Genomic DNA, 22,882 nt, shown 5'->3' on the forward strand with positions numbered 1-22,882 from the left:
ATGCAGGAACATATCCGGCAGCTGTTCTCCGAAAATATTCAAACCATGATCGCCACCGGCGAAGCGCTGGCTGGCCCGATTGAAAGCGCAGCACTGACCATAGTGCAGGCGCTGATCAACGACCGCAAAGTGTTGTGTGCCGGCGAAGGCGCAGCCACGGCATTGTCTGGCCATTTCGCCCGCTTGTTACTCGACCAGTTTGAAACTGAAAGGCCTTGTTTGCCGGCCTGTGCGCTGAATAACGACAATTCCGGCCTGGTGCAGGCATCGCAGCAACAGGATTATCTGGCCCGGCAAGTACGCGCGCTGGGTCAGGAAGGCGATATTTTGCTGGTACTGTCATTAAGCGGCGACGAAACCAGTCTGATACGTGCCGTTGAAGCCGCGCTGACCAAAGATATGACTGTCATTGCGCTCACCGTCGATAACAACGGCGAGCTGTCCGGCCTGCTTGGCAATACCGACGTTGAGCTGCGGGTGCCAGCCCACCGGCCGGCACGTGTCTATGAATGTTATGCGTTTTTATTACACTGTGTGGTCGAACTCATCGATAACACATTGTTCCCACAACAAGATGTTGACCTCATCTAAAGGAGAATCTGATGTTTAAGCTGCGTGATCTGCTGCAACTGGCCGCTATCGCCACAGTCGCTGTGATGTTAAATGGCTGCGCCGCCAAAGACCGCCGGACGCTGGGCTCACAAATCGATGACAACAGCATCGTGATCAAAGCCGGCAATGCCATCGAAGCGAACAAAACGCTGGACGAAAAAGCCAATATTAATGTTTACAGTTACAACGGTATTATTCTGCTGACTGGCCAGGCGCCAAATCAGAGCATGGTGGACGAAGCCGGTGAACTGGTACGGCCGGTACAAGGCGCGAAGGATGTGCAAAACCAAATCCGCGTCGGCAACCCAACCTCATTTACCACCCGCAGCCGCGACAGCTGGATCACCACCCGCGTCAAATCGCTGCTACTGGCTGATAAAGAGATCAGCGCGCTGAATATCCGCGTCATCACCGAAAACGGCGAAGTGTTTCTGATGGGCATAGTGACAGAACAGGAAGGCGACAAAGCAGTCGAGATTGCCCGCCACGTCAACGGCGTATCGCGGGTGATTAAGGCGTTTGAGACGCAATATAACTAAGTTTACAACAGGGTCAGGCGGTTACCGCCCGGCCCTGTCCTCACCTCAGACATCCTGCAGCGCTTTCAGCGCCTTAGAGTGAAACTCCCGGTGTTTCATCACCAGCAATACCACCACAGTTGCTGCCATAAATAACCAGACATTGATAAACCAGGCGAGTGTCGCCAGCGAAAAATAAATGGCGCGCAGGCCGTAGTTAAACGAATGCGCCGCCTGATCTATCACTTTGGCGGCCTTATTGGCGTATTGGCTACGCTCTGCCTGTGGCAGTTCGCGGCCGTCCGGTGCGGCGCCAATCAACACACCACCAAAGCCATATTGACGCAGCGACCAGGTGAACTGAAAAAAGCTAAAGACATAAATCAGCACCAAACACAGAATTTTAAACTGCAGCAGCCCGTCGACATGGTCGAGCCATGGCATCACCTGCATCAGCACTGTGGCGATTTTGTCGCTCGACGCCAGCGCCGTCAGTAAACCGGCCAGGATCAGCATCGAACTAGAAGCAAAAAAACTCACATTGCGTTCCAGCGTGGAAATCAGTGCCACATCCGCCATTTTGTTTTCGCGAATGATCATTTGTTCCATCCAGGCGGTGCGTTTGCGCCGCAATTCGTAGGATAGACAACTGACCTCCCGCGCCCGGCGTTTGGCAAATAGCGTATAACCGACCCAGACCCCGACAAACCAACTTACGGCGATTAAATCCAGCCACGGAAACTGCTGCCAGCTCACATTCTCTCCTGTTGTGTTGCTGCAACGCCTTGCAGCGGAATTTCACAATAAAAACAAGCGCCACCCTGCGCCGCCTGCTGATAATAAATCTGGCCGCCCATCCGTTCCAGCAGCTCTTTGCAGATCGCAAGGCCAAGCCCGCTGCCGCTTTGTTGCCGGCTGTCCGAACTGTCGGCCTGCGAGAATTTATCAAACAGATGCGGCACAAAGTCCGGCGGTACACCAGGCCCCTGATCGCTGACCATAAGCTGCAGCATGTCGCCGCTCAGTACAGCACGCAGCTCTACAGTGCTTTGCGCCGGTGAAAAACGAATGGCGTTGCTCAGCAGATTGCCGAGCACCTGCAGCAAACGCCCACCATCGAGCGTCAGCTGTAAATCCGGTGGGATAGCCGCAGACAACTGCAGTTGCACCTGACAGGACAACGCCAGCGCGCTGTGGCGCTGCACAGCCTGCTGCAGCAATGGCAGTACCGGCTGCAACTCCAGCTGCAGTGACAATTTACCGGCCTGCAGTTTTTCCATATCCAGAATGTCGCTGACCAGCCGCATCAGCTGATCGGCATTGCTGCGGGCAATATCGAGCATTTGCTGTTGGGCCGGTAACAAAGACCCGACAGCACCGGCAGTGACCAAGGTCAGCGCACCGTTAATCGCCGTCAGCGGTGTACGTAACTCGTGGCTGACGGTCGAAATAAACTCTGATTTCAGCCGGTCCATGCGCTTACGTGCCGTGATATCTCGGAATAACAGCACCTGCAGCGACTGATCCTGCAGCTCGATACGGGTGTGCAGCAGCTCGACCTGCAGCGTCTCGCCGTGCAAGCGCTGTGCTGTTAATTCCTGTGGCCCTTGCCCCGGTTCCAGCGCCGGCGGCTGCGGAAATAAAATCTGAAACGGCAAGCCACGCAGCTGCCGGGCCTGATATCCAAACATCTGTTCAGCGGCGTGATTAAAAGTGTGAATTTGGCCGGCTGGATTCAGCACGACAATAGCGTCAGCCACATTGTCGAGCACGGTGCGGTAATATTGTTCGCTTTGCTCAAAGGCCAGGCTGGTCTGCTGCCAGCGCCGGTTAGCCCGAAACACACTGGCAAGCAGCAACACCAACAGCAGCGCAGTACACCAGCCGACTAAGCGGAACCAGACCGCCAGGCTCACTGCCGGCTGCAGGGACCAGACTGCCAGCTGCCAGTCGGAGCCGGCGACATTTAATGCCAACAGCGCGGCGGGTGGTTGAAACTGCTGCAATTCACCCAACAGGATCTCCCCGCCTTGCCCGCCATTGAGATGGCGAACCGCGACGCCGACCTGCAGCGCTTGCGCTTTTTGTTTCAGCAACCGCCAGATATCATCGACATTTAATACGGTGCTAACGATGCCCCAATACTTACCGTCTGTCAGGTAGACCGGGATACGGTAGACAAAACCACGACCGCCCTGTGCCAGCTGCAGCGGACCGCTGAGTTTGGCTTTACGGCTACGGATTGTCAGTTCGATATCGGGCCACTGGCCAGTCAGATCGGGATAATACAAGCCTACTGCGGCTTCATTGCCGGCCAGCGGATAGAGATAAGTCAGGCGGTTACCGGGCGCGACGCCCATGTTACGGATGTGTTTGCCCTGGCGTACCAGGTTCGGCAGCAACATCTGAAAATCCTGCGCGCTGGTGTTGCCTTCCAGCGCCTGCACATGCGCCACCAGGCCTTGGCTGAGCTGCAGCGGTGCATTTAATTCCATTTCCAGCAGCGCACGCAGTTGGGCGGCACTTTCAACAGTATCACGCACTTGCTGTGCATCAGTACGGCGTTGTTCCTGCAGCGCCAGATATTCAGCGACGGCACCAAATAACAGGATAAGCAGCACTAATAATGCGCTTTGCAGCCGCGCTAAACTGAAAACCCCTGCCCGCAAATTGCACCCGTAGCGTTAGATTTCGTTAAATCAGGCGACCTGAGCGCTGCCTGAAAACCATGGTTAATGATACACTCGGTCATCTTTTCCGACAGTTAATTTTTCGCCTCAGGAGAGCCCCGTGACCGTATTACAGCTGACCACCCCAGATGACTGGCATTTACATTTCCGTGACGGCGATATGCTGCAGGAAACTGTCCCGGCGACCGCCCGTTGTTTCCGCCGAGCGGTGGTGATGCCCAACCTGGTGCCACCGGTCACCACCGGCGCTTTAGCCAGCGCCTACCGCGAGCGTATTCTGGCCGCCCGCCCAGCCGGCAGCAGCTTTGAACCTGTGATGACGATTTATCTGACCGACACCACCACAGCGCAGGATATTGCCGACGCCAAAGCGGCCGGCGTCTTAGCCGCCAAACTGTATCCGGCCGGCGCTACTACCAATTCGCACTCCGGCGTGTCGAGCTTGAGCAAGCTGTATCCGGTGCTCGAAGCCATGGTCGAACACGACATGTTGTTTCTGGTGCACGGTGAAGTCACCGACAACCACGTCGATATCTTTGACCGCGAAGCAGTGTTTATTGAGCAGCACTTACGCCAAATCGTCGACCGCTTCCCGAATTTGCGCATTGTACTGGAACATATCACCACCGCTGATGCCGTCGAATTTGTTAAAAACGCCGGGCCGAATGTCGCAGCGACTATCACGCCACAGCATTTGCTGTTAAACCGCAATGACATGCTGGTCGGTGGTATCCGCCCGCACAACTATTGCCTGCCCGTGCTGAAGCGCCGTACCCATCAGGAAGCGCTGCGCGCCATTGTCGCCAGCGGCAACCCGAAGTTTTTCTTAGGCACAGATTCGGCGCCACACGCCAAACACCGCAAAGAAACCGCCTGCGGCTGCGCCGGCTGTTACAGCGCCTGGAGTGCGATTGAACTCTATGCCCAGGTTTTTGAAGAGCTTGGTGTGATTGAAAAATTAGAAGGTTTTGCCAGTCACTATGGCGCTGACTTCTACCGCCTGCCGCGCAACAGCGGCCAGATCACGCTGGTCAAGCAGAGCTGGACTGTGCCGGAAGAAATTACCCTGCCCGACGGCAGCCCGATAGTGCCGTTTTACGCTGGCCAAACCCTGCACTGGAAACTGCAAGACTAAACCTCCGGCGGTTTTAGCCGGTATGGCGCTCTGTCACCAGATCGCTATACTGGCAAAAACACCTGACTGAAGTCACCGGATGAAATATTGCTGCTACGGATTGCTGGCATTGCTGAGCCTGTCCGTCACAGCAATGCCAGAAGCCGATTTTGAAAAACTGCGCGGCCCTTTGCTCAAAGGTGCCGCCATCAATTACAGCCAGGCGGTGCGCGACACTGACCAGCTGCTGCAACAGCACCAACTCAACCTGACGCTTGAACAACAAATCCGGCTGAACTACCACAAAGCGATCTTTCAGGAGCGCAGTAATCAGACCGAAGCGGCGCTCAAAACACTGGCCTGGTGTAAAAGCATGAGTCTGGAATCAAAAGATCGCTCTATTTTATACAGTTACCACAATATTCTTGCCGGAATTTTCCGCGAACAGGGTTTGTATCAGCAAGCTATCACGCATTATCAGCAAGCCTTATCACTGGCAACTTTGCTGGCTAAACCGTTTTTTATCAGCCAGACCGAAAATAATCTGGCGCTGGCGCTGTTAAGACTCGGCCAGACCCACGAAGCGACACAATATTTTCAGCGTTTTTATCAGCAAGCTCTGCGTGACAACAGTCCAAGCGCCCAGGCGGTAGCGCTGAATAATCTCGGTGAAGCCGCATTACAAAGTGGCGCTGTCAGTGCAGCAGAGCAATATCATCAACAGGCGCTGGCTATCCGCGGTTTACACCAGCTGGAGGCGTCCTGGTCTTTTTTTAATCTGGCCCGGGTAGCGCTGGCACAGCAGGATGGCCCACGAGCAGTGCTGCTGGCCCGGCATAGCCTGCAGCTACGCCAAAGCCGGCATGCACGCGAACAAGCCGAGGCAGGCTTGTTATTAGTGCAAGCACTGCTGTTAACCGGTGACAGCATCAGTGCCGATCGGCAACTGCAGCAAAGCCTGCAGCTCGCCACTGAGCTTCGCGCGCACGATCAGTTACTGCAGGGCTGGCAATTACAGGCCGACCTGGCACTGCGCCAGCAAAAATATGCGCAGGCCGTGGTGGCAATGCAGCAGGCGCTAAAAGCGCAGCAACAGCTTGCCGATCAACGTTTTAGCTTAACAGTGGCGCAGCAAAGTGCAGAAGTCGGCATCAGCACCCGCGAAATTGAAATTCAGCGGCTGCAGCAGCAACAACAAATCAGTCAGTCCCGCCAGCAACAGTTATATGGCGGGATCGCTGCCGTCTTACTAATATTGCTGGTCAGTCTGGGTTTTAGCTGGCAAATCCGCCGGAAAAACCGCGCCTTAGCACACAGTCTGGAGACTCTGGAGCGTACCCGGCAGCAGCTGGTCGAGCAGCGCAAACTGGCGGCGCTGACCCAGCTGGTCAGTGGCATGGCACATCAGCTGAATACGCCGCTGGGCACTATTCTGACTGCAGTGTCCTGCAGCCGGGAGCAGCTGCAGCTGTTGCTGCAAAAACTGACCGACAAAAAACTCAACCTGCAGGAACTACAGCAGTTTATCGACGAACAACAACAGCTGATGGCACTGACTGAACAGAGCGCCGAGCGCACCGCCGGTCTGGTCGAACGTTTTAAACTGATCTCTGCCACATCGCCGCAATCCGGCGTTGATACTCAGCTGGTACTGCAGTTTGCCGGCCAGTGGCTGCACAGCCATCTGGCGTTACAGCCGCGTGAGGTGACCCTTGAACTCGAAGGTGCTGACTTACAGTGGCGCTTTGATACCAATGTGCTGGGCAAGGTGCTATCGGCGCTGCTGGACAACGCACTGCAACACGCCGAACCAACTGCAGGTGCGCTGCAAATCCGCCTGCAGCTGGCCACAGAACCTGACGGCACTCAGTTGCTGCTGTATTTTTCTGACAATGGCCAGGGCATCAGGCCTGAACTTCTGGATAAAATTTTTGACCCGTTTTTTACCACTAAACTGGGTCAGGGCAATCTGGGACTGGGCCTGAACATTGCCTATAACCAGCTGCAGGCGATTGGTGGTTGCCTCGAGCATTTGCCACAGCCAAGTAGCTGTTGTTTCCTGGTCCGTTTACCGGCGCTTTAGTCATCACTGTTGCTTCACAACTTGAGCGTGGCCAGTTCAGCCGCCACCCACGCCCGCAGTTCATCGCGCAGTACCAGCACCGCCGGCGTGACCTGATGCCGGCTGGCACAAACTAAATGCAGCTGTAATTTCGGCGCCGGATAATCTGACAGCAACGACACCACATGGCCGGCGCGTAAATCCGCTGCCATATCGAGCGCCGATTTCAGCGCAATACCATGCCCTGCCACCGCCCAGCGCCGCACCAGTTCGGCGTCATTGCTGCTACGGTTGCCCTGCACATTAACCTGCAACAGCCCTTGCGGCCCGCTAAAACGCCAGCGGTCAAAAGTGCGTTCTTCAATCATGTACAGCAAACAATTATGTTGCTGCAGCTGCAACGGCTGTGTCGGAGTACCAGCGCGCGCCAGATAGTCTGGCGCGGCACAGACAATACGCGGCACTTCGGCGATAAAAAATGCCACCAAGGCCGGGTCTGTTAAAGCGCCATACCGCAGCGCCACATCGACCGGTTCGCGCTGTAACCCAGCCACCCGGTCTCCCAGTTCCAGCCGTAGTTTCAGCTGTGGAAAGCGTGCCAACAACGTATCGAGCTTGGGCAATAACCAGTTGCGGCCCAAATCACTGGGCGCCGCCAGTCGCAGCTCGCCACCGATATCCACCGCCAGATTTTTCAGCGCCTGCTCGCCCTGCTCCAACGCTTCCAACGCGTTCTGACAATGTTGCAGAAACAATTCACCGGCTGGCGTCAGCTTTAAACTTCGGGTACTGCGCAGCAATAGCGCTGCGCCAAGGTGTTGTTCCAGCCGTTTCAGCGCCGCCGAAGCCGCCGCCGGCGTGAAGTCAAACTGCCGCGCCGCCGCACTGATATTGCCGCTACGGACAATCTGCTGAAATAACCGGAGATCCTGAATTTGCAGCATTTTCAAATTTCATTTGATAAAGAATGCTTAATTATGCGGTTTTTCAATCAATGTCAATCCGGCACAATGCGCAGCATCTGTTGAACGTTACGCTGAATCGCGATTGCGAAGCGCCCTTTTCGATTGAAATATCAGGAGTTTATTATGTCTGCCTCTCATTCCATTCCAGCCATGATGCCAGCCGTTGGTTATCTGCAATCGCTGCCTGTCAGCAATGAGCAGGCGCTGGTTGATTTAGCTTTACCGGTACCAACACCTGGGCCTTATGACTTGCTGGTGAAAGTCGAAGCCATCGCTGCTAACCCGGTGGACTATAAAATCCGCCAGCGCCGCGCGCCACAAAGCAAAGATGGCATCGTCAGCGCTGAAGTATTGGGCTGGGACGCCGCTGGTGTGGTGGCCGCGACCGGTGCTGCTGTGCAGCATTACCAAGTTGGTGATGCGGTGTTTTATGCCGGCGCTTTGAACCGCCCCGGCGCCAACAGTGCTTATCATGTTGTAGACGAACGTTTGGTCGGCCCGAAACCACAAAGCCTGTCTTTTGCTGACGCCGCCGCTTTACCTTTGACCGCCATCACCGCCTGGGAATTGTTATTTGACCGGCTGCAGCTGGATAAGCCAGCGCCGCAATTTAGCCGCAAAGTGCTGCTGGTCAGCGGCGCTGCCGGCGGTGTCGGTTCTGTGCTGGTGCAACTGGCGAAATTAAAAACCGATGCTTTTGTCATCGCGACCGCGTCGCGGCCAGAATCGCAGGCCTGGGTCAGTGCTTTAGGTGCCGATGCGGTGATTAATCACCAGTTACCGCTGGCCGATGAGCTAAAACGCATTGGTATTGATGCCGTCAGCCATGTCGTTAGTCTGGTGGATACCGCGGCTTATTATCAGCAGTTTATCGACGCCTTAGCGCCGCAAGGTAAACTGGCGCTGATTGATGACCCGGCAGAAGCGCTGGATATCCGCCCGCTGAAAGTAAAAAGTTTAAGCCTGCACTGGGAGTTGATGTTCACCCGCTCTTTGTTTCAGACTCCAGACCAGATTGCCCAGCAAAAACTGCTGCGCGAAGTGGCGGCGCTGGTCGACGCCGGTTTATTAAAAAGCACCGCTGGTCAGCATCTGGGGCTGATTAACGCTGCAAATTTACGTCAGGCGCATGCCATGCTGGAGCAAGGCAAAGTGATTGGTAAGCTGGTACTGGCTGGTTTTGCTCAAAACTAAATACAAGTCAGCTGTGTACTAGTCAGCGAAGTTGCTGGCAGTGTTGGCGGCCACTGTGGTTCTCTTTTAATAACAAACAGTGGCCTGGTGTCGCGCCTTCCATTGTAGAGGCCGCCGCATCAGCTGGTAAACACTGTTGCAGCCGCCACAACGCCGCCACGCGCAATGGCCAGACAGACCGCAGCGCTAACCAGCGCGCAGCCGCAATACCGGTCAAAGAACCGGCCAGGGCCGGTAACGCAAAAAACTTGTTCATAAATTCCGCCAACCCGCTGGGGCTGCGCCAAAGCCCAAAGGCCGGTTTCAATCCGGCACTAAGGCTGAGGCCAAGGCTCAGCAAGCACTAATTCAGCAATGTTCAGTCGGGAAAATCAGGGAAAATCAGACAGCGCCGGCCCCGCAGCGCGGAACCGGCTTAAGAAAGGCAGGCAGTAAACACAGATAACAGCATCAGCGCGATAAACAGTGACACTAAAACCTCTGAATAAAATGGGAAAAGGATACTGGCCAGCAACCCGCGGTTCAGCCCGCAATGCCCCAAAACCAGATGAAATCGCACCATACGCCATTTCGCAGGAAAAGCAACCGTGGATACGATGGGTGGCGGCATGGCAGCGTGAGCCGAAGCCACGGCAAGCGACTTAGCAGATTAGGTTACAGACTGGGCGTCACTTTGTGTCAACAGCGAAAATGAACTCGCGGCTCGCAACTGCAGCAAATGACACGGACGATTACACAGCAGACACGCCGTAGATACGTCCCTGTAGGCTCGTCAGCCGCTATCCCTGCGGCTGACGATCTGCTTTAGTAATCATCCGGCCGTTTTGAGAGTTCATTTGAATCGTCGCTTTGTGCCAAAAGCGGTCATTTGCGATAAGGAAAAGGCAATGTCCGCTAAGAGTTAATTGCAGTCATCGTACGGCGAGGCTATCGCTTGCCGGTACCTACGATCTCAATTAGCTAGTAGGTACCGGCAAGCGATAGCGCCGCCGTACAGAACGTTTCACCAATGCCCACAACAACAGCAAAGCGGTCATTTAGTTTTTTCGAAAATCAGGCATTATTAGATCTGCTTTTCGCTCAAAGCTGCTGTTCCCAAACCCCAACAAAGCCAGCGCTGGCAGCCGCGGAGTGAGCGAGCAAGAGTGAGCGCGGGAGGCGCGAACGGGCGAACGCTGTGGTGGCGATGTTGGCTTTGCCACGATACGCAGATTCCCGGCAATCCGCGCACAACTATCGCTCAAATCAGCTATCAACCCCTAAGAATTTAAGAAAGATCTGAGTCGCCGCGGCTTATAACTCCAGCTCGGCCCACAGAGCTAAATGGTCGGAAAGCTGTGTCGGTGGGCCGTCGGCGAGGATGCCGGCGGCTGGTACTTTAAATTGGTCTGCGCGCAGCAGCATAAAGTCGAGCCGCACCGCGTCGGCTTCGTTGCCGCGCCACGGGATAAAGCTGTAGTTGGGGCCTTGGGGTGTTTTGGTTTGTGCAAGCGCGTCTTGATATTGTGGCAATGACATTTGGATTTGCGCCAGCAGGCCGTCGCCGGAGGCGGGATTAAAATCGCCCATCACCACCACAGGCGCGTGGGATGTTCGTTGCCAGTGCTGGATTTTTGCGGCGATCAGCTTGACCGATTCGCGTCTGGCTTCTGCGCCCTGATGGTCCAGATGCAGGTTTAACACCCGAAGCTGCTTGCCGCTGTGTTTATCCTTTAGCAAAGCCCAGCTGCAAATGCGTGGTAAGGCGGCGTCCCAGCCTGGTTTGCCGATTAATTCAAAGCCGATAATTTCAGTGCCTGATTGTGTCGGATCCCAACTCGGATGAAACCAAAAGGTGCCGCTGTCCAGAATGACAAACCGGTCGCGGCGAATTAGCAACGGGCTGAATTCACCGGCGTTTTTGCCATCGTCACGACCAACGCCAATCCGTTGATAACCCGGTAGCGCACTTTCCAGCCGCACCAGCTGGTGCACCATCACTTCCTGCAGGCCAATAATATCGGGCGCTTGCTGCTGCAGTTGGCTGATCACCTTACCGGCGCGATGCGGCCAGGCGAGCTCGGCGTCGTTGGGTGTGTCGAGGCGGATATTCCAGCTCAGCGCTTTAAAAGTATCAGCCAGCGCAGCGCTGCTGGTAAACAGCAACAACGCCAGCACCGCACACCAACTCCCTGAACGTCCTTGCTGCATCCTTCACCTCGATGTTAAAACCCTGAATTAAAACTCAAATACGAGCTCACCACCTTGCATCAGCTGACGATAATCGACACTGATTGGTAGTTCAACCCCGTTTAAAGTCCAATGTTTGACTGGCTTCTGCCGGTCACCTTTGGCCAAAATGCGCAGCTGCTTGCCATTATCCAGCTGCAAAGTGACAGTCTGAAATTGTGGTGTGCCGCGCACATAACCGGCATCCACTGGATTCACCGGATAAAAACCGAGGCTACTCAGCACATACCAGGCCGACATCTGGCCCAAATCGTCGTTGCCGGCGAGGCCGTCCGGTTTGGCGTGGTACATAGTGTCGCGGATATGGCGGATGCGTGCTTCACCTTTGGCCGGCGCGCCGGCTAAGGCGTACAGATAAGGCACATGATGCACAGGTTCGTTGCCGTGCGCGTATTGGCCGATTAAGCCGGTGATATCCGGTGACACATCGCCGTCCATGTGCGAACTCATCTCAAACATCTGGTCCAGCCGCGCGACAAAAGCCTCGGCACCGCCGTAGCTCTTGATCATCGCATCGACTTGATGCGGCACAAAAAAGCTGTATTGCCAGGCGTTGGCTTCGGTGTAATCGGTGGTGCGGTGCGCGACATAAATCGGGTTAAACGGGCTGACCCAAGCGCCTTTGGCGGTTTTGCCGCGCATAAAACCGGTGGATTTATCAAAGAGTTGCTGCCAGGCGGCGGCTCTTTGGCTGAACTCTGCCGCAGTTGTTGTATCACCCGCGGCGCTGGCTAAACGCGCAATGGCATGGTCGTCAAAAGCGTATTCCAGCGTTTTTGACACTGCTTCGACGTCCAAATCGGATGGCACATAACCATATTTGCCAAACAAATCGATACCAAAGCGTGATTGGCGCGCTGAGGCCAAAGATGCGTCCAGTAGCTGTTGGGCGCTTAACGTGGTCAGGCCTTTAAAATAGGCGTCGGCCAGCACCGGCACGGCGTGATGACCAATCATCACGTCGGTTTCATTCGACATTAAATCCCAGGTCGGCAGCAGGCCTTGTTCCTGATAAAACCCATACAGCGAATGCATCATGCCATCGACACGGCCCGGATCTGTGAGGGTCAAAAGCGGATGCAGACCACGGAAAGTATCCCACAGCGAAAACAGCGTATAACGCGGCGATTGGTGTTGGCCGGCATGAACTGCACCGTCAGCGCCAAAATACCGACCATCAACGTCACTGAATAACTGCGGTGCTAAATAGCTGTGATAAAGCGCGGTATAAAACTTGGTTTTATTGGTGGCACCTTGTGCGTCGGTGCCGGCATCGACCTGAAAACGGCCGAGCTGCGCCTGCCATTTAGCGGCGGCTTGTAGTTTCACTGTGGCAAAATCCAGCACCGGCAGTTCCGCGGCGAGGTTTTTCTGCGCGCCTGCGATACTGACGTACGACAGCGCCACCGCCACTTCCAGCGGCTTTTGCCGCAAGTCGCCAAAATTAAGCACAGCGGCAGCTTTTTCGGTTTGCAGCAAAGTGCCTTTTACCGCAGCGCCGTCCTGATATAACTGCGCCTGAAACGGCTGGTTAAAACGCGCGACAAAATACAGCGGCTGTAATTTGGCCCAGCCGGTTGAGACACGATAACCAACCAGCGTCTGGGCATCGAGCTGCCGGATAAAACCGACCACAGCTTTGTCATAATTCTGCGCATAACCTAAATCGAGCAGCAGCTGGGCGTCTTTGGCCTGACTGAATTGATAACGATGCACACCGACCCGCTCGGTGGCGGTGAGTTCAGCGCTGATGCCTTGATCTTTCAGCTGGACCGCATAATAACCGGGCCGCGCCTGTTCATCGGCATGGCTATAAGTTGCGACCGGGCGGCCGGCCGGGCTTTTTAAGCTGGCAGCATAATCACCGTGAAACGGCAGCACCAAAATATCCAGCAAGTCACCGACGCCGGTGCCGGACAAATGCGTATGGCTAAAACCCAGCAGTTCGTTGTCGGAATAGTGATAACCCGAGGTCCAGTCCCAGCCTTTGGATTTATTGTCCGGGCTTAACTGCACCATGCCAAAAGGCACCACAGCGCCTGGAAAAGCATGGCCATGGCCGCCGGTGGCGATAAAAGGGTCGACATATTGCAGCACGTCTGCACTGGCTGCCACTGCAGTCTGAGCAGGCGTTTCGGCCGGCGATGAGCAAGCCCCGAGCGTCAGCGCTGCGGCAAAGCCGAGCGCTGTTGATGATAGTTTTAACATGTTGATTAGTCCTTCAGGGTTTTATACCAGAAGCGGTACAGCCACAGGCTGGTCAGTACAAAGAGTGCGGTCGCGGCCCAAAAGCCGGACCACTGGCGGATCACCAGGCAAATCGGCCATACCACCAGGCAAAGCTGCCAGGCCATGCCGACCAGAATATTCAGCGCATCGCGCCCCGGCGTCTGGTCCGGAACAAAGGTCGGATCGGCGGCCTGCACTTTGGCGGCAATAGGCCCCCACACACCCCAGGGCCGCACTTGTCTGTAGAACTGGCAAAGCACGGCGTCGGGCTCGGGTTTGGTCAGCAAAGTGCCAGCGACAGAACCAATCAGACCCGCCAGCAGCAGATATGGGAAAGCCTGCAACGGTGGTAATTCCGGGTACAACAGCGGCAACGCCAGCGATGCGATGAGGCCAGTCAGCATGCCGGCGGCATAACCCCAGGCGTTAAAACGCCACCAGTGCCATTTCAGCAAATTGGCGGCGGCATAACCACCAAACAGCGCACCAAAAATCCACTGCATAATGTCATTGATGCTGCTGAGCATCAGGCCTAAAGCCGTGCCGACCAGCACCAGCGCGACGGCGACATAACGGCTCAGGCTGACATAAAACTGCTCAGATTGGTGCGGGTTAATAAATTTGCGGTACACGTCATGCACCAGATACACAGGTGCCGCGTTCAGCGATGCCGAGAAGGTCGACATAAAAGCTGCCAGCAAACCGGCAATTAACAACCCGGCGAGACCAGCCGGCACAAACCGTTCAATCGCCACCGGCAACAGCCGTTCAAAGTCAAAATTACTGCCGGCAGCGGCGATTTCCGGGCGCAAATACACCAGCGCCAGCACGGCAAAACCGGCCACCATCAGATAACGCGGGATAAACATCACCAGGGACACCACGGCGCTCATTTTGGCCGCTTCACTAGGTGATTTTGCCGCCAGAATGCGTTGCATATCGTAGTTCGGCACCGGGCCCGCCATGCTGAACAATACGCCTTTACACAACATCAGCATGATCATGATGCCAAAGAGCTGCATGCCGTCTTTTTCAATCTGCGCCGCGGCTGCCGGCAATTGCGCCGACCAGTCCAGCTCTAAATTCCAGCCAAACCATAAGGAATCCCAGCCGGCCGGGATCACGGCGGCGAGTTGCTCAGGGCTTACCTGCTGCATCGCAATGACGCCAACCGCCACAGCGGCAAAGGTCATCAGCACAAATTGCAGCAGCTCAGTCATCACCACGCCGTACATGCCGCCTTTAATCACATACAAGGTGGTCAGGGCGAAAATAATCAGCGCATAAGTGTCGGACGATAAATCCCACGGCAGGAATACCGCAGCGAATTTACCAATGCCCTGAAAACCATAAGCGACAAAACCAATGGCGCTAACCACAGCAAATAACACCACCACGCCCTGACACCACAAACTGCCGGGGCCATCGCCAAAGCGGCTTTTTAGCCAGTCGGCGCCGGTTAAGGCGTTGGAGCGGCGCAGCCAGGCTGACAGATAGACCATCAGGAATACCTGATTAAAGATCGGCCAGACCCAGGGCAACCAGGCGCTTTTCAGACCATAGAGGAAACAAACAGTCACCAGCCACATAGTGCCGGCGATATCAAACATACCGGACGCGTTGGACACCCCCAGCAACCACCAGGGCATGGTTTTGCCGGCGAGGAAATATTCCTGCAAATTGGCACCGGCGCGGCGTGACACCCAAAGGCCGAGCCACAAAGTGCCAAGCAAATAAGCGACAATGACGGCGCCGTCGAGCCAGCCCAGTTGCATCACGGTTTGTCCGTTATCCATCAATGTGTTCCTGTGTTTTCTGCCGCTGTATCGGCGATGGAGTAGCAGCGCAGGGACGCCATCAGCTGATTACAATCTGCATCGCTGAGACCGGCGACGTCCAGCGTCACAGTGCGAGGCTGGCCCGGCAACAAGTCAAAGAAGTTGTCGGAGAAATTCCACACTCTGTCAGGCTGTTCTGCCTGCGTCACTGACAACCACAGCTGCCGTATTACCCAGTCGCTGCTGAGCGTCAGCTGCAGCTGCTCACCTTCACGCTGCCACTGCAGCGCTGGCGTAACAGCCTTTAAATCCTGTGCCAGTGGCGGCACAAAGTACCATAGTTGTTCCGCCAGCAGCTGTTGGTCAGCAGCAACTAATCGGGCCTGCAGCACGGCACGCGAAGGCGTCGCCACCGGCGGCTGACCTTGCCACACTTGGGTGCTGCTAAGCGCCGGGGTTTGCAGCGGCTGTTGTTGCTGCCACAGCACAGTACCGGAGAAATCCAGCAGCTGCAGTTCAAGTGTCGCCGCATGCGCTTCGCGGCTGTCCGACACCAGCTGCAAGGCTAAAGTACCTTCTTCTAAAGCACTAAAAACCAGCAACTGCGGCGCAAAGGAGCGCTTGGCCTGATAATGCAGCGCTTTCCACTGGCCATAATAATCGATACCAGACCAGCTGGCGGCAGGCCAGGTGTCATTCAGTTGCCAGTACAAAGTGCCCATACAAAACGGCATCGCTTTGCGGTGCGCTTCAAAGGCCTGACGCATGCCCTGCGCCTGCTGCACCTGGCTTAAATAAGTCAGCGCAGTGAAATCCGCCGGCGGCGCATATTCACCCTGCATATAACTTTGAATGAGTTGATTACCACGCGGGTGTTTCTGGTGCACTTTAAAAGCGCTGGCCTGTAAATCCCAGTCGGCAGGTGCCAGAAACCGCTCGAAACTCTGCGGCAGCGGAAACGACTGAAAACCATATTCGGTCATAAAACGCGGCACACGACGAGCGAATTCGCTAAAAGGCGCTTCACCATGCCAGACGCCCCAATAATGCTGGTTGCCGATATGGTCAGTGTTATCTTCCCAAAAGCCCTGCGGGCTGGAGCGCAGATAGAAGCTGGTGGGGTCCAGCTCCTTCAACACCGTCGGCAATAACTCACCAAAAAGTGCGTGATAATCCTGTTTCAGCTGCTGCCACTGGCTGTCGCTATAACCAAATTTGGCCGGCCAATCCCACCAGGCGATGCCCATATCCACTTCATTGTTACCACACCAAAGTGCCACTGACGGATGGCGGCGCAGACGCCGCACATTGGCGCGCGCCTCAACTTCGACATTGGCCTGGAAGTCCGGCGTGGCCGGGTACAGGCTGCAGGCGAACATAAAGTCCTGCCAAATCAACACGCCATGGCGGTCGGCCAGCTGATAAAAATACTCGTCCTGATAATAGCCGCCGCCCCAAATCCGCAGCATATTCATGCCGGCATTGGTGACGGCAGCGAATTCGGCATCAAGCCGTGCTTTGCTGATTTGCGCTGGGAAGGCATCAGCCGGAATATAGTTCGCGCCTTTGCAGAACACCGGCACGCCGTTTACTTTCAGGTAAAAACACACACCGTCAGCGTCCGGTTCATTGATGACTTCAATCTGACGGATGCCGACCGGCAAATCCTGCCGGGCAATCGTTGTGCTGGCCTGGGTACCGCCAGCAGTTGCTCCGACAGCTTGCAGCCGCAGCACAAACGGATATAAAAACGCTTCGCCAAAACCGGCCGGCCACCATAACTGCGGGTTGTCGACCTGAACTTTAAACTGCAGCGTCTGACTGCCGGCTTTTGGTGTGACACTAATCGTCTGGTGCAGGTTCAGCAGGTCACAAGTCAGTTCAAGCTGCAATTCAGCTGCAGTAATCAAATTAACTTCAGCTTCAACCAGCAGCTCTGCCGCAGCTGCGCTGACCGACACCACTGTGGCGTGACTGTCGACAATCTGGCCCAGCGGTATACATTGCAACGCAATCGGCCGCCAGATGCCGCTGGAGACAAAACGCGGGCCCCAATCCCAACCAAAATGACAAGGCGCTTTGCGCACAAACACCGACAGTTTGTCTTCGGATTTGTCATTCTCGGCCGGATAAATCAGCCCGGCCGCCTGCTGTTGTGGCCTTGCGCGCAAAATCGGCGAACGGAAGGTCAGCTCCAGCTGATTGCTGCCTTGTTGGAGTGCGTCATTCAGCACAAAAGACCAGGGCACAAACATGTTGTTGGTTTCGCCCAGCAACACGCCGTTTAAGCGCACCTCACAGAAAGTATCCAGGCCATCAGCCTGCAACAACCACTGGCCTTGTTTAAGCTCGGCGGCGCTTAATTCAAACTGACACTGATATACCCAGTCGCTCAGTTCAATATCCTGCAATTGTGTTTCATTGGCGCCAAAAAATGGGTCAGGAATAGCGCCGGCGGCAAACAAATCGGTGAAGTTGCAACCCGGCACTGTGGCGGGGATGGCGTCTTTGATGCGTAAAAACGGCGTAGCGGTCGTTGGCAGCTGACGCAGTTGCCAGCCAGTCAGTGGGCGTTCTGAGTTGACGGCAGACAGAACCGGGGCAGAAGCCGGTGCCGCAGCACCAGCAGAAGTATTTGTATTCAAACGATAATCCTCAGAGAAAACTCAGCCTGAGTGGCCATATAAGGCTCAACCCGACAGGCGATAATTCGGACAGCCATTCGGACTGCAATTCGGTCAGCCATTGGTACAGCAGGGCGGTGGTTAACATAGCTGCGCCTGCACTGCCTGCAGTAAATCTGCCGCGACCAGCCCCTGGCGCTGCACCGCAGAATGCAGATGAAATGAATACGCGGCGTCCGTGGCCAACTGCGCGCGGATCGCGGCGATATTGCCGGCATGAACACCGCCGCCGATCACCAGTTCAGGTCCGCCCGCGGCGAGAAATGCCTGTAGTTGTGCGATGCCCTGCGTCGCCGGGAGTTTACTGTCCCAGCGGGTGCCGGCGCTCAGTACCCGCGCCACTGGCAGCCGGCTTAGCTGTAACCAACTCAAGGCCGGGTCAGCGCTGGCGTCAATGGCGCGGTGAAACGCCACAGTGAGTCCCAGCACAGCAGCGAACTCCACCAACTCTGCGACCGCACTTTGATGCAGCTTGTGTTCGGCGGTTAACAGACCGAGCACGACACTGTCAGCCCCGGCAGCTGCCAACTGCGCCATGTCGTGCCGCAGCAAAGCAATTTCAGACGCGTCATAACAAAAATCGCCGCCACGTGGCCGTAGCATTGCAACCAGCCCCGGGCCGTCGCCCCAGTGCTGGCGCGCCAGCGCAACCTGGGCCGGGCTTGGTGTCAGGCCGTCCTGATCCATCCGGCTGCACAATTCCAGCCTGGCGACACCAAACTCGCGCGCCAATGCAACATTAGCCGCCAGATGCGTTTCGGTTTGCAGGCAAAGTTCCAGTTTGATCATGGTTTGGCTCCTGACGAAGCCGTGTCAGTCAGCGCGATCTGACCCAACCTGAACTGCAATTTTGCTGGCCTGGCCGACGCCAGAGCAAGGCTCAGGCGTTGCAATTGCTGGCCTTTAAGCGCTGAAATATCAATCAGTTGCGACTGCCATTGCTGCGCCAGTGCTGTGTCACCCAGCGGAAACCGATGCACAGCCTTGTCCGTTTGCAGCAGTAGCTCGATCGCCCCCGGCGCATCGGTTTGCAGCTGTAGCTGTAGCTGCGCCGTTGCAGGCAGAGTCAAGGCAAATTGATACAACGGGGTCGTCAGATCGCCGGTTCTGCGCACTTGCAGCAATAAACTGCTACCGCCAGACCAGCCATAGTTGAAGTCGTATCGCAACGTCGACGCGGCCGCCGCTTTGCCTTGCAGCGCAAATTGCCAGGTTGGCAGGATGTCCTGCTGACTGATATCGGTCCAGCCACTGTCGGTGTTTGCTGGCGCCGCGCTGTCTTTCGCTGAAGCATCAGGCGCGTCCGACAAAAACGGCGCGCGCTGGCGCTGACCTTGTTCAAACCAATACAGCCCCTGACCGGTATTAAAGTTGGTCACAAACGGCAGGCTGGTTAACACGGTTTTAGCCGGTAAATAAGCGCCAACCCCAGGCCAGGCGTTGCCGGCATCGGTCACGGCCTGGTTCAGGTCATCGCCGGCAAACAAGCGCTGCTCGGTCTGATAAAAGCGCTGGATATCCTGCGCGTCTTTGGCAAAAGTGCTGTACGCCGGCGTGGTTTTATTGCCGGCAAAATTGAAGTTCACATTGGGAGCAAACAGTGCGATGGAAGTCTGCATCACGCCTTTCGCATCGCCTGAAGCAACGCCTGACTCAGCGCGTAAGTCCTGTAGCCACTGCGTTTGGACAAAAGCCTGCTGCGCGTCACGCTCCGGCCATAAATCAACACCAAAAAACAGCTGATAAGGTGACAACCCGGCGGCTTTTGCCCGTGCCACCGACTGCCTGACCATAGCGCCATTCCACCAGTAATTGAGGAACATCGCGTGCGAACCAGCAGACGCGGCATCGGTCTGTAAATAGGCCTGATTTTTCGCATTCAGCTCGTTTTGCCAGCGTACAGTGCCGTCGGCGATCATCGCGTCATACCAATGAATGTCGATACCAGCCGGAGCTTTGGCGGTCAGATACTGCATAAATGCCAGCATTTTCGCCGCCAGCTGCTCCCCACGAGCTTTGTCGCGCCTTGGTTTGCCATTGGCCGCCATAACCAGCTGATTTTGCGCATCTTTGACCAAAGTTAAATCGGTTTCCTGATTTACCAGCCAACCGTCAAAACCGTAATAAGCGGCAATACGCAGTAACTGATCGGCGACGATAAAATTACCAGCCGCGTCTTGCTCCAGCAGCTTTTCCACCGTATCCGGGCTGCCGCCCCATTGTGCGATGCCCAAAAACACTGAGCCCAGCACTTTGACGCCATTTTTATGCGCGGTTTCAACCCAGGGCCGCGCCGGGATTTGCACGGTTAAATCGGCGGTGCCGGCAAACCAGTTCAGGATGTCGATCTGTGACCAGTTGCTGAAGCTATACAAATTGGCTTTGGGCTGCGCTTGCAAATAATTGCCAAAATTATTCATGCCATCGGGAGCAAACAGAACCTGCGCCTGCTGATTCAGCGCCTGCGACCGCTGGTTCAGCGCCTGAGGAGAGTTCAGTGGCGCCGGTAGCCGCGCCGCCAGGGGCACCTGGCTGATATTAGCTTTACTGGCTGTGGCACCATGCGGCGTCCAGGCTTTAGCCTGTGCCAGTGTCAGCGCAAACGGCGGTTGGTCTGGGGTCAAGCCAGAGCTTTGTGACTGGATCTGAGACTGGGCCTGGACATCGGCGACCAGCAGCAGTCCAAGCACAAATACCACTACCTTCATACCACCACTCCGGGCAGCAGGTGAATGGCATCCGTCAGCGTCGCGCCGCTGGCATCCTGCACCGCATAGTTAAAACCACCATGCAGACAATAAGCGCCGACTTCACCGCTGACACTTAACGCCAGAAAACCAACCTGCGCCTCTGCCGCATTAGGGATTTTTGCCGCGATGCGTTCAACCGCGCGCTGACAAGCCTGCTGCGGGTTTAAGCCCTGCCGCATCAGTTCCACCACCAAATGACAACCGACGGTTTTAATCATCAGCTCACCCAGGCCAGTCGCCGTGGCCGCGCCGACATCCTGATCAACATACAAACCCGCGCCAATCAGCGGCGAATCCCCGACCCGGCCCGGTAATTTATAGGCCGCACCGCTGGTGGTGCAGGCTCCGGCCAGATGGCCGTCGCTGTCGAGTGCCAGCATGCCGATGGTGTCGTGATTCTCGAGGTTAATCTGCGACTTGGCTTTGCCTTGCTCGCGCCAGACCAGCCAGTCTTGTTTGCTTTGTTCGGTTAACAGGTTCTCTTCAACAAAACCCTGCGCTTTGGCAAATGTCAGTGCGCCTTCGCCGACCAGCATCACATGCGGTGTTTTTTCCATCACGGCGCGCGCGACGGAAATCGGATGTTTGATGCGCTTCAGGCCTGCCACAGAGCCGCAATTGAGCTGATGGTCCATGATGCAGGCGTCTAAAGTCACTTCACCGGACGCATCCGGATAACCGCCGTAGCCGACAGTGCGTACTGCCGGGTCCGCTTCCGGCACCCGCACACCTTGCTCGACTGCATCGAGCGCGCTGCCACCGGCCGCTAACACCTGCCAGGCCGCCGCGTTGGCCGGCATGCCATGCTCCCAGGTCGACACGACTATTGGTTTACGCACAGCAGATGGTTTCGGCGTGGAAGTTGCCGCTGCTGTGGCTGATTTATCTGACGCAGTCGTGCTGGCACAAGCGCTCAGTCCACCGGCCAGCGGCAAAGCCGCCGCCAGTTTTAATAAATCGCGCCGGCCCTGTAACAGTGATTTATGTTGTTGCGACATCTTAGACTTAGTCATGCCCGCACCTCAGCCAGTTGTTGTGCTAAAAAACACCAGCTGCCGCGCTCGCCGGCATTGCTGACAAAACTACAAGGCAAGCTTTGGTCTAACAGTGGCACCAGCTGACCGGCGATGCCACCGACCAGCCCGACCTTTGGTGCGCCGACCTGTAATAACCGCCGTACCACAGTCTCGACAAACTGCACGGCTTCAGTCCGGATACGTACCGCCACTACGTCACCATCAAAGGCAGCTTTGAGCACCAAAGGCGCCAGCCGGGCATACACCGCCGGGCCCTGGCCTAAATACTGATTGGCGAGACTGGCTGAAGTCTCAGCATCCGGCAGCAGCTCTGTCAGCACAGTCGCCGGTGCCAGACCGTCGCGCGCCAATAACACCGCTTTGACCGCTTCTAAACCAAACCAGGAACCGCTGGCATTACAGTTAATTGGGAAACCATAACCACCGAGTTCAGTGCGATCGCTCCCCACGCTCGCCAGCGCGCTAAACCCCGTGCCTAAAATCAGCACTGCGCCATCCTGCTGTTGATGCACGCCGTAAGCGGCGATTTGTAAATCTGTGGTCAGATGCAAACTGGCAAACGGATGCTGCCACTGCTGAAATTGCTGATAAAACTGCGGTAAATGCAAACCGGCAAGGCCGGCCGCCAGTGGCAGCTGCGCCAATAAATGTTGCGGTAAAGCCGCATCCAGCAAGGCTTTCATCGCCGCTTCGGTAATAGCTGCGAAACTTTCGGTTAAACCACCGACCGGGTTGGCCGGGCCACTCTGGCCCTGTCCCAGCACCTGCCCTTTGGCATTAAACACCCAGGCGCGGCAATGGCTGCCGCCGCCGTCAATACCAATACCGACCGGCAGCGCCAACTCAGCTGCAGATCCGGGGTTGAAGGCAGTTGCGATTGAATTCATAAAGGTCCTTGAGCTACGCACCGGCAAAACGCCGGGTAAAAAAACCGGTGCAACAAACTGCACCGGGGGAAACACCAGGCCAGAAGCTGGCTGGTCAGGACTGAGATTTGGGGCCATCATTGGCCCCTCCTCC

At 56.0% G+C, this 22,882-nt stretch carries 17 protein-coding genes; 5 read left to right on the forward strand and 12 right to left on the reverse strand.

Features of this window, described 5'->3' with window-relative positions:
• Both Q399_RS0112300 and Q399_RS0112305 read left to right on the forward strand, forming a co-directional pair.
• Nucleotides 1-591, forward strand: coding sequence for an SIS domain-containing protein (locus Q399_RS0112300; RefSeq protein WP_031568875.1), 591 nt, complete (start codon nt 1-3; stop codon nt 589-591).
• An 11-nt stretch (nt 592-602) separates the two neighbouring features.
• The gene (locus tag Q399_RS0112305) at nt 603-1,151 is read left to right on the forward strand and encodes a BON domain-containing protein (RefSeq protein WP_031568879.1); all 549 of its coding nucleotides are present in this window, start codon (nt 603-605) and stop codon (nt 1,149-1,151) included.
• 45 nt (nt 1,152-1,196) lie between these two features.
• Here Q399_RS0112305 and Q399_RS0112310 read toward each other — a convergent pair whose 3' ends face one another.
• Nucleotides 1,197-1,886, reverse strand: coding sequence for a DUF599 domain-containing protein (locus Q399_RS0112310; RefSeq protein ID WP_031568881.1), 690 nt, complete (start codon nt 1,884-1,886; stop codon nt 1,197-1,199).
• Complete coding sequence (locus Q399_RS21585) at nt 1,883-3,799, reverse strand: ATP-binding protein (RefSeq protein WP_051685943.1); 1,917 nt, start codon at nt 3,797-3,799, stop codon at nt 1,883-1,885. The genes Q399_RS0112310 and Q399_RS21585 overlap by 4 nt, the downstream gene beginning before the upstream one ends.
• Nucleotides 3,800-3,920: 121 nt before the next feature.
• Between Q399_RS21585 and pyrC the strand changes: the two genes are divergently transcribed.
• A complete protein-coding gene (gene pyrC / locus Q399_RS0112320) occupies nt 3,921-4,955 on the forward strand; it encodes a dihydroorotase (protein WP_031568885.1) in 1,035 nt (344 codons plus the stop codon).
• Nucleotides 4,956-5,034: 79 nt separating this feature from the next.
• Entirely contained in the window at nt 5,035-7,017 is a 1,983-nt protein-coding gene (locus tag Q399_RS0112325; protein WP_031568887.1) for a tetratricopeptide repeat-containing sensor histidine kinase, read from the forward strand.
• Nucleotides 7,018-7,031: 14 nt separating this feature from the next.
• On the opposite strand, the gene Q399_RS0112330 is transcribed toward Q399_RS0112325, so the two are convergent.
• A complete protein-coding gene (locus Q399_RS0112330; RefSeq protein WP_031568888.1) occupies nt 7,032-7,940 on the reverse strand; it encodes a LysR family transcriptional regulator in 909 nt (302 codons plus the stop codon).
• A gap of 144 nt (nt 7,941-8,084) precedes the next feature.
• On the opposite strand from Q399_RS0112330, the gene Q399_RS0112335 reads away from it, so the two are divergent.
• Nucleotides 8,085-9,155: a zinc-binding alcohol dehydrogenase family protein gene (locus tag Q399_RS0112335; RefSeq protein WP_245612881.1), complete on the forward strand. Its 1,071-nt coding sequence runs from the start codon at nt 8,085-8,087 to the stop codon at nt 9,153-9,155.
• Between the two features lie 22 nt (nt 9,156-9,177).
• Here Q399_RS0112335 and Q399_RS0112340 read toward each other — a convergent pair whose 3' ends face one another.
• The 9 genes from Q399_RS0112340 to Q399_RS0112390 all read right to left on the reverse strand — a co-directional run bounded on the left by Q399_RS0112340 (nt 9,178) and on the right by Q399_RS0112390 (nt 22,869).
• The gene (locus Q399_RS0112340; protein ID WP_157836288.1) at nt 9,178-9,411 is read right to left on the reverse strand and encodes a hypothetical protein; all 234 of its coding nucleotides are present in this window, start codon (nt 9,409-9,411) and stop codon (nt 9,178-9,180) included.
• 1,037 nt (nt 9,412-10,448) lie between these two features.
• On the reverse strand, nt 10,449-11,345 hold the full coding sequence (locus tag Q399_RS0112350) for an endonuclease/exonuclease/phosphatase family protein (RefSeq protein ID WP_084164290.1): 897 nt from the start codon (nt 11,343-11,345) through the stop codon (nt 10,449-10,451).
• A 27-nt stretch (nt 11,346-11,372) separates the two neighbouring features.
• A complete protein-coding gene (locus tag Q399_RS0112355) occupies nt 11,373-13,592 on the reverse strand; it encodes a GH92 family glycosyl hydrolase (protein ID WP_037046107.1) in 2,220 nt (739 codons plus the stop codon).
• 5 nt (nt 13,593-13,597) lie between these two features.
• Entirely contained in the window at nt 13,598-15,409 is a 1,812-nt protein-coding gene (locus tag Q399_RS0112360) for a sodium:solute symporter family protein (protein ID WP_211253309.1), read from the reverse strand.
• Nucleotides 15,409-18,036: a beta-mannosidase gene (locus tag Q399_RS0112365; RefSeq protein WP_051685945.1), complete on the reverse strand. Its 2,628-nt coding sequence runs from the start codon at nt 18,034-18,036 to the stop codon at nt 15,409-15,411. Before Q399_RS0112365 ends, Q399_RS0112360 begins: the two co-directional genes overlap by 1 nt.
• A 120-nt stretch (nt 18,037-18,156) precedes the next feature.
• The gene (locus tag Q399_RS21130; RefSeq protein ID WP_051685946.1) at nt 18,157-18,864 is read right to left on the reverse strand and encodes a copper homeostasis protein CutC; all 708 of its coding nucleotides are present in this window, start codon (nt 18,862-18,864) and stop codon (nt 18,157-18,159) included.
• Entirely contained in the window at nt 18,861-20,783 is a 1,923-nt protein-coding gene (locus Q399_RS0112380; protein ID WP_031568902.1) for an endo-beta-N-acetylglucosaminidase, read from the reverse strand. Before Q399_RS0112380 ends, Q399_RS21130 begins: the two co-directional genes overlap by 4 nt.
• Entirely contained in the window at nt 20,780-21,838 is a 1,059-nt protein-coding gene (locus Q399_RS0112385; protein ID WP_211253311.1) for a glycosylasparaginase, read from the reverse strand. The genes Q399_RS0112380 and Q399_RS0112385 overlap by 4 nt, the downstream gene beginning before the upstream one ends.
• Nucleotides 21,835-22,869, reverse strand: a complete 1,035-nt coding sequence (locus Q399_RS0112390) for a glucosamine kinase nucleotide-binding domain-containing protein (RefSeq protein WP_051685947.1) — start codon at nt 22,867-22,869, stop codon at nt 21,835-21,837. Before Q399_RS0112390 ends, Q399_RS0112385 begins: the two co-directional genes overlap by 4 nt.
• Nucleotides 22,870-22,882: the final 13 nt, after the last annotated feature.

Source organism: Rheinheimera texasensis DSM 17496 (assembly GCF_000711985.1).
GTDB classification, from domain to species: Bacteria; Pseudomonadota; Gammaproteobacteria; order Enterobacterales; family Alteromonadaceae; genus Pararheinheimera; species Pararheinheimera texasensis.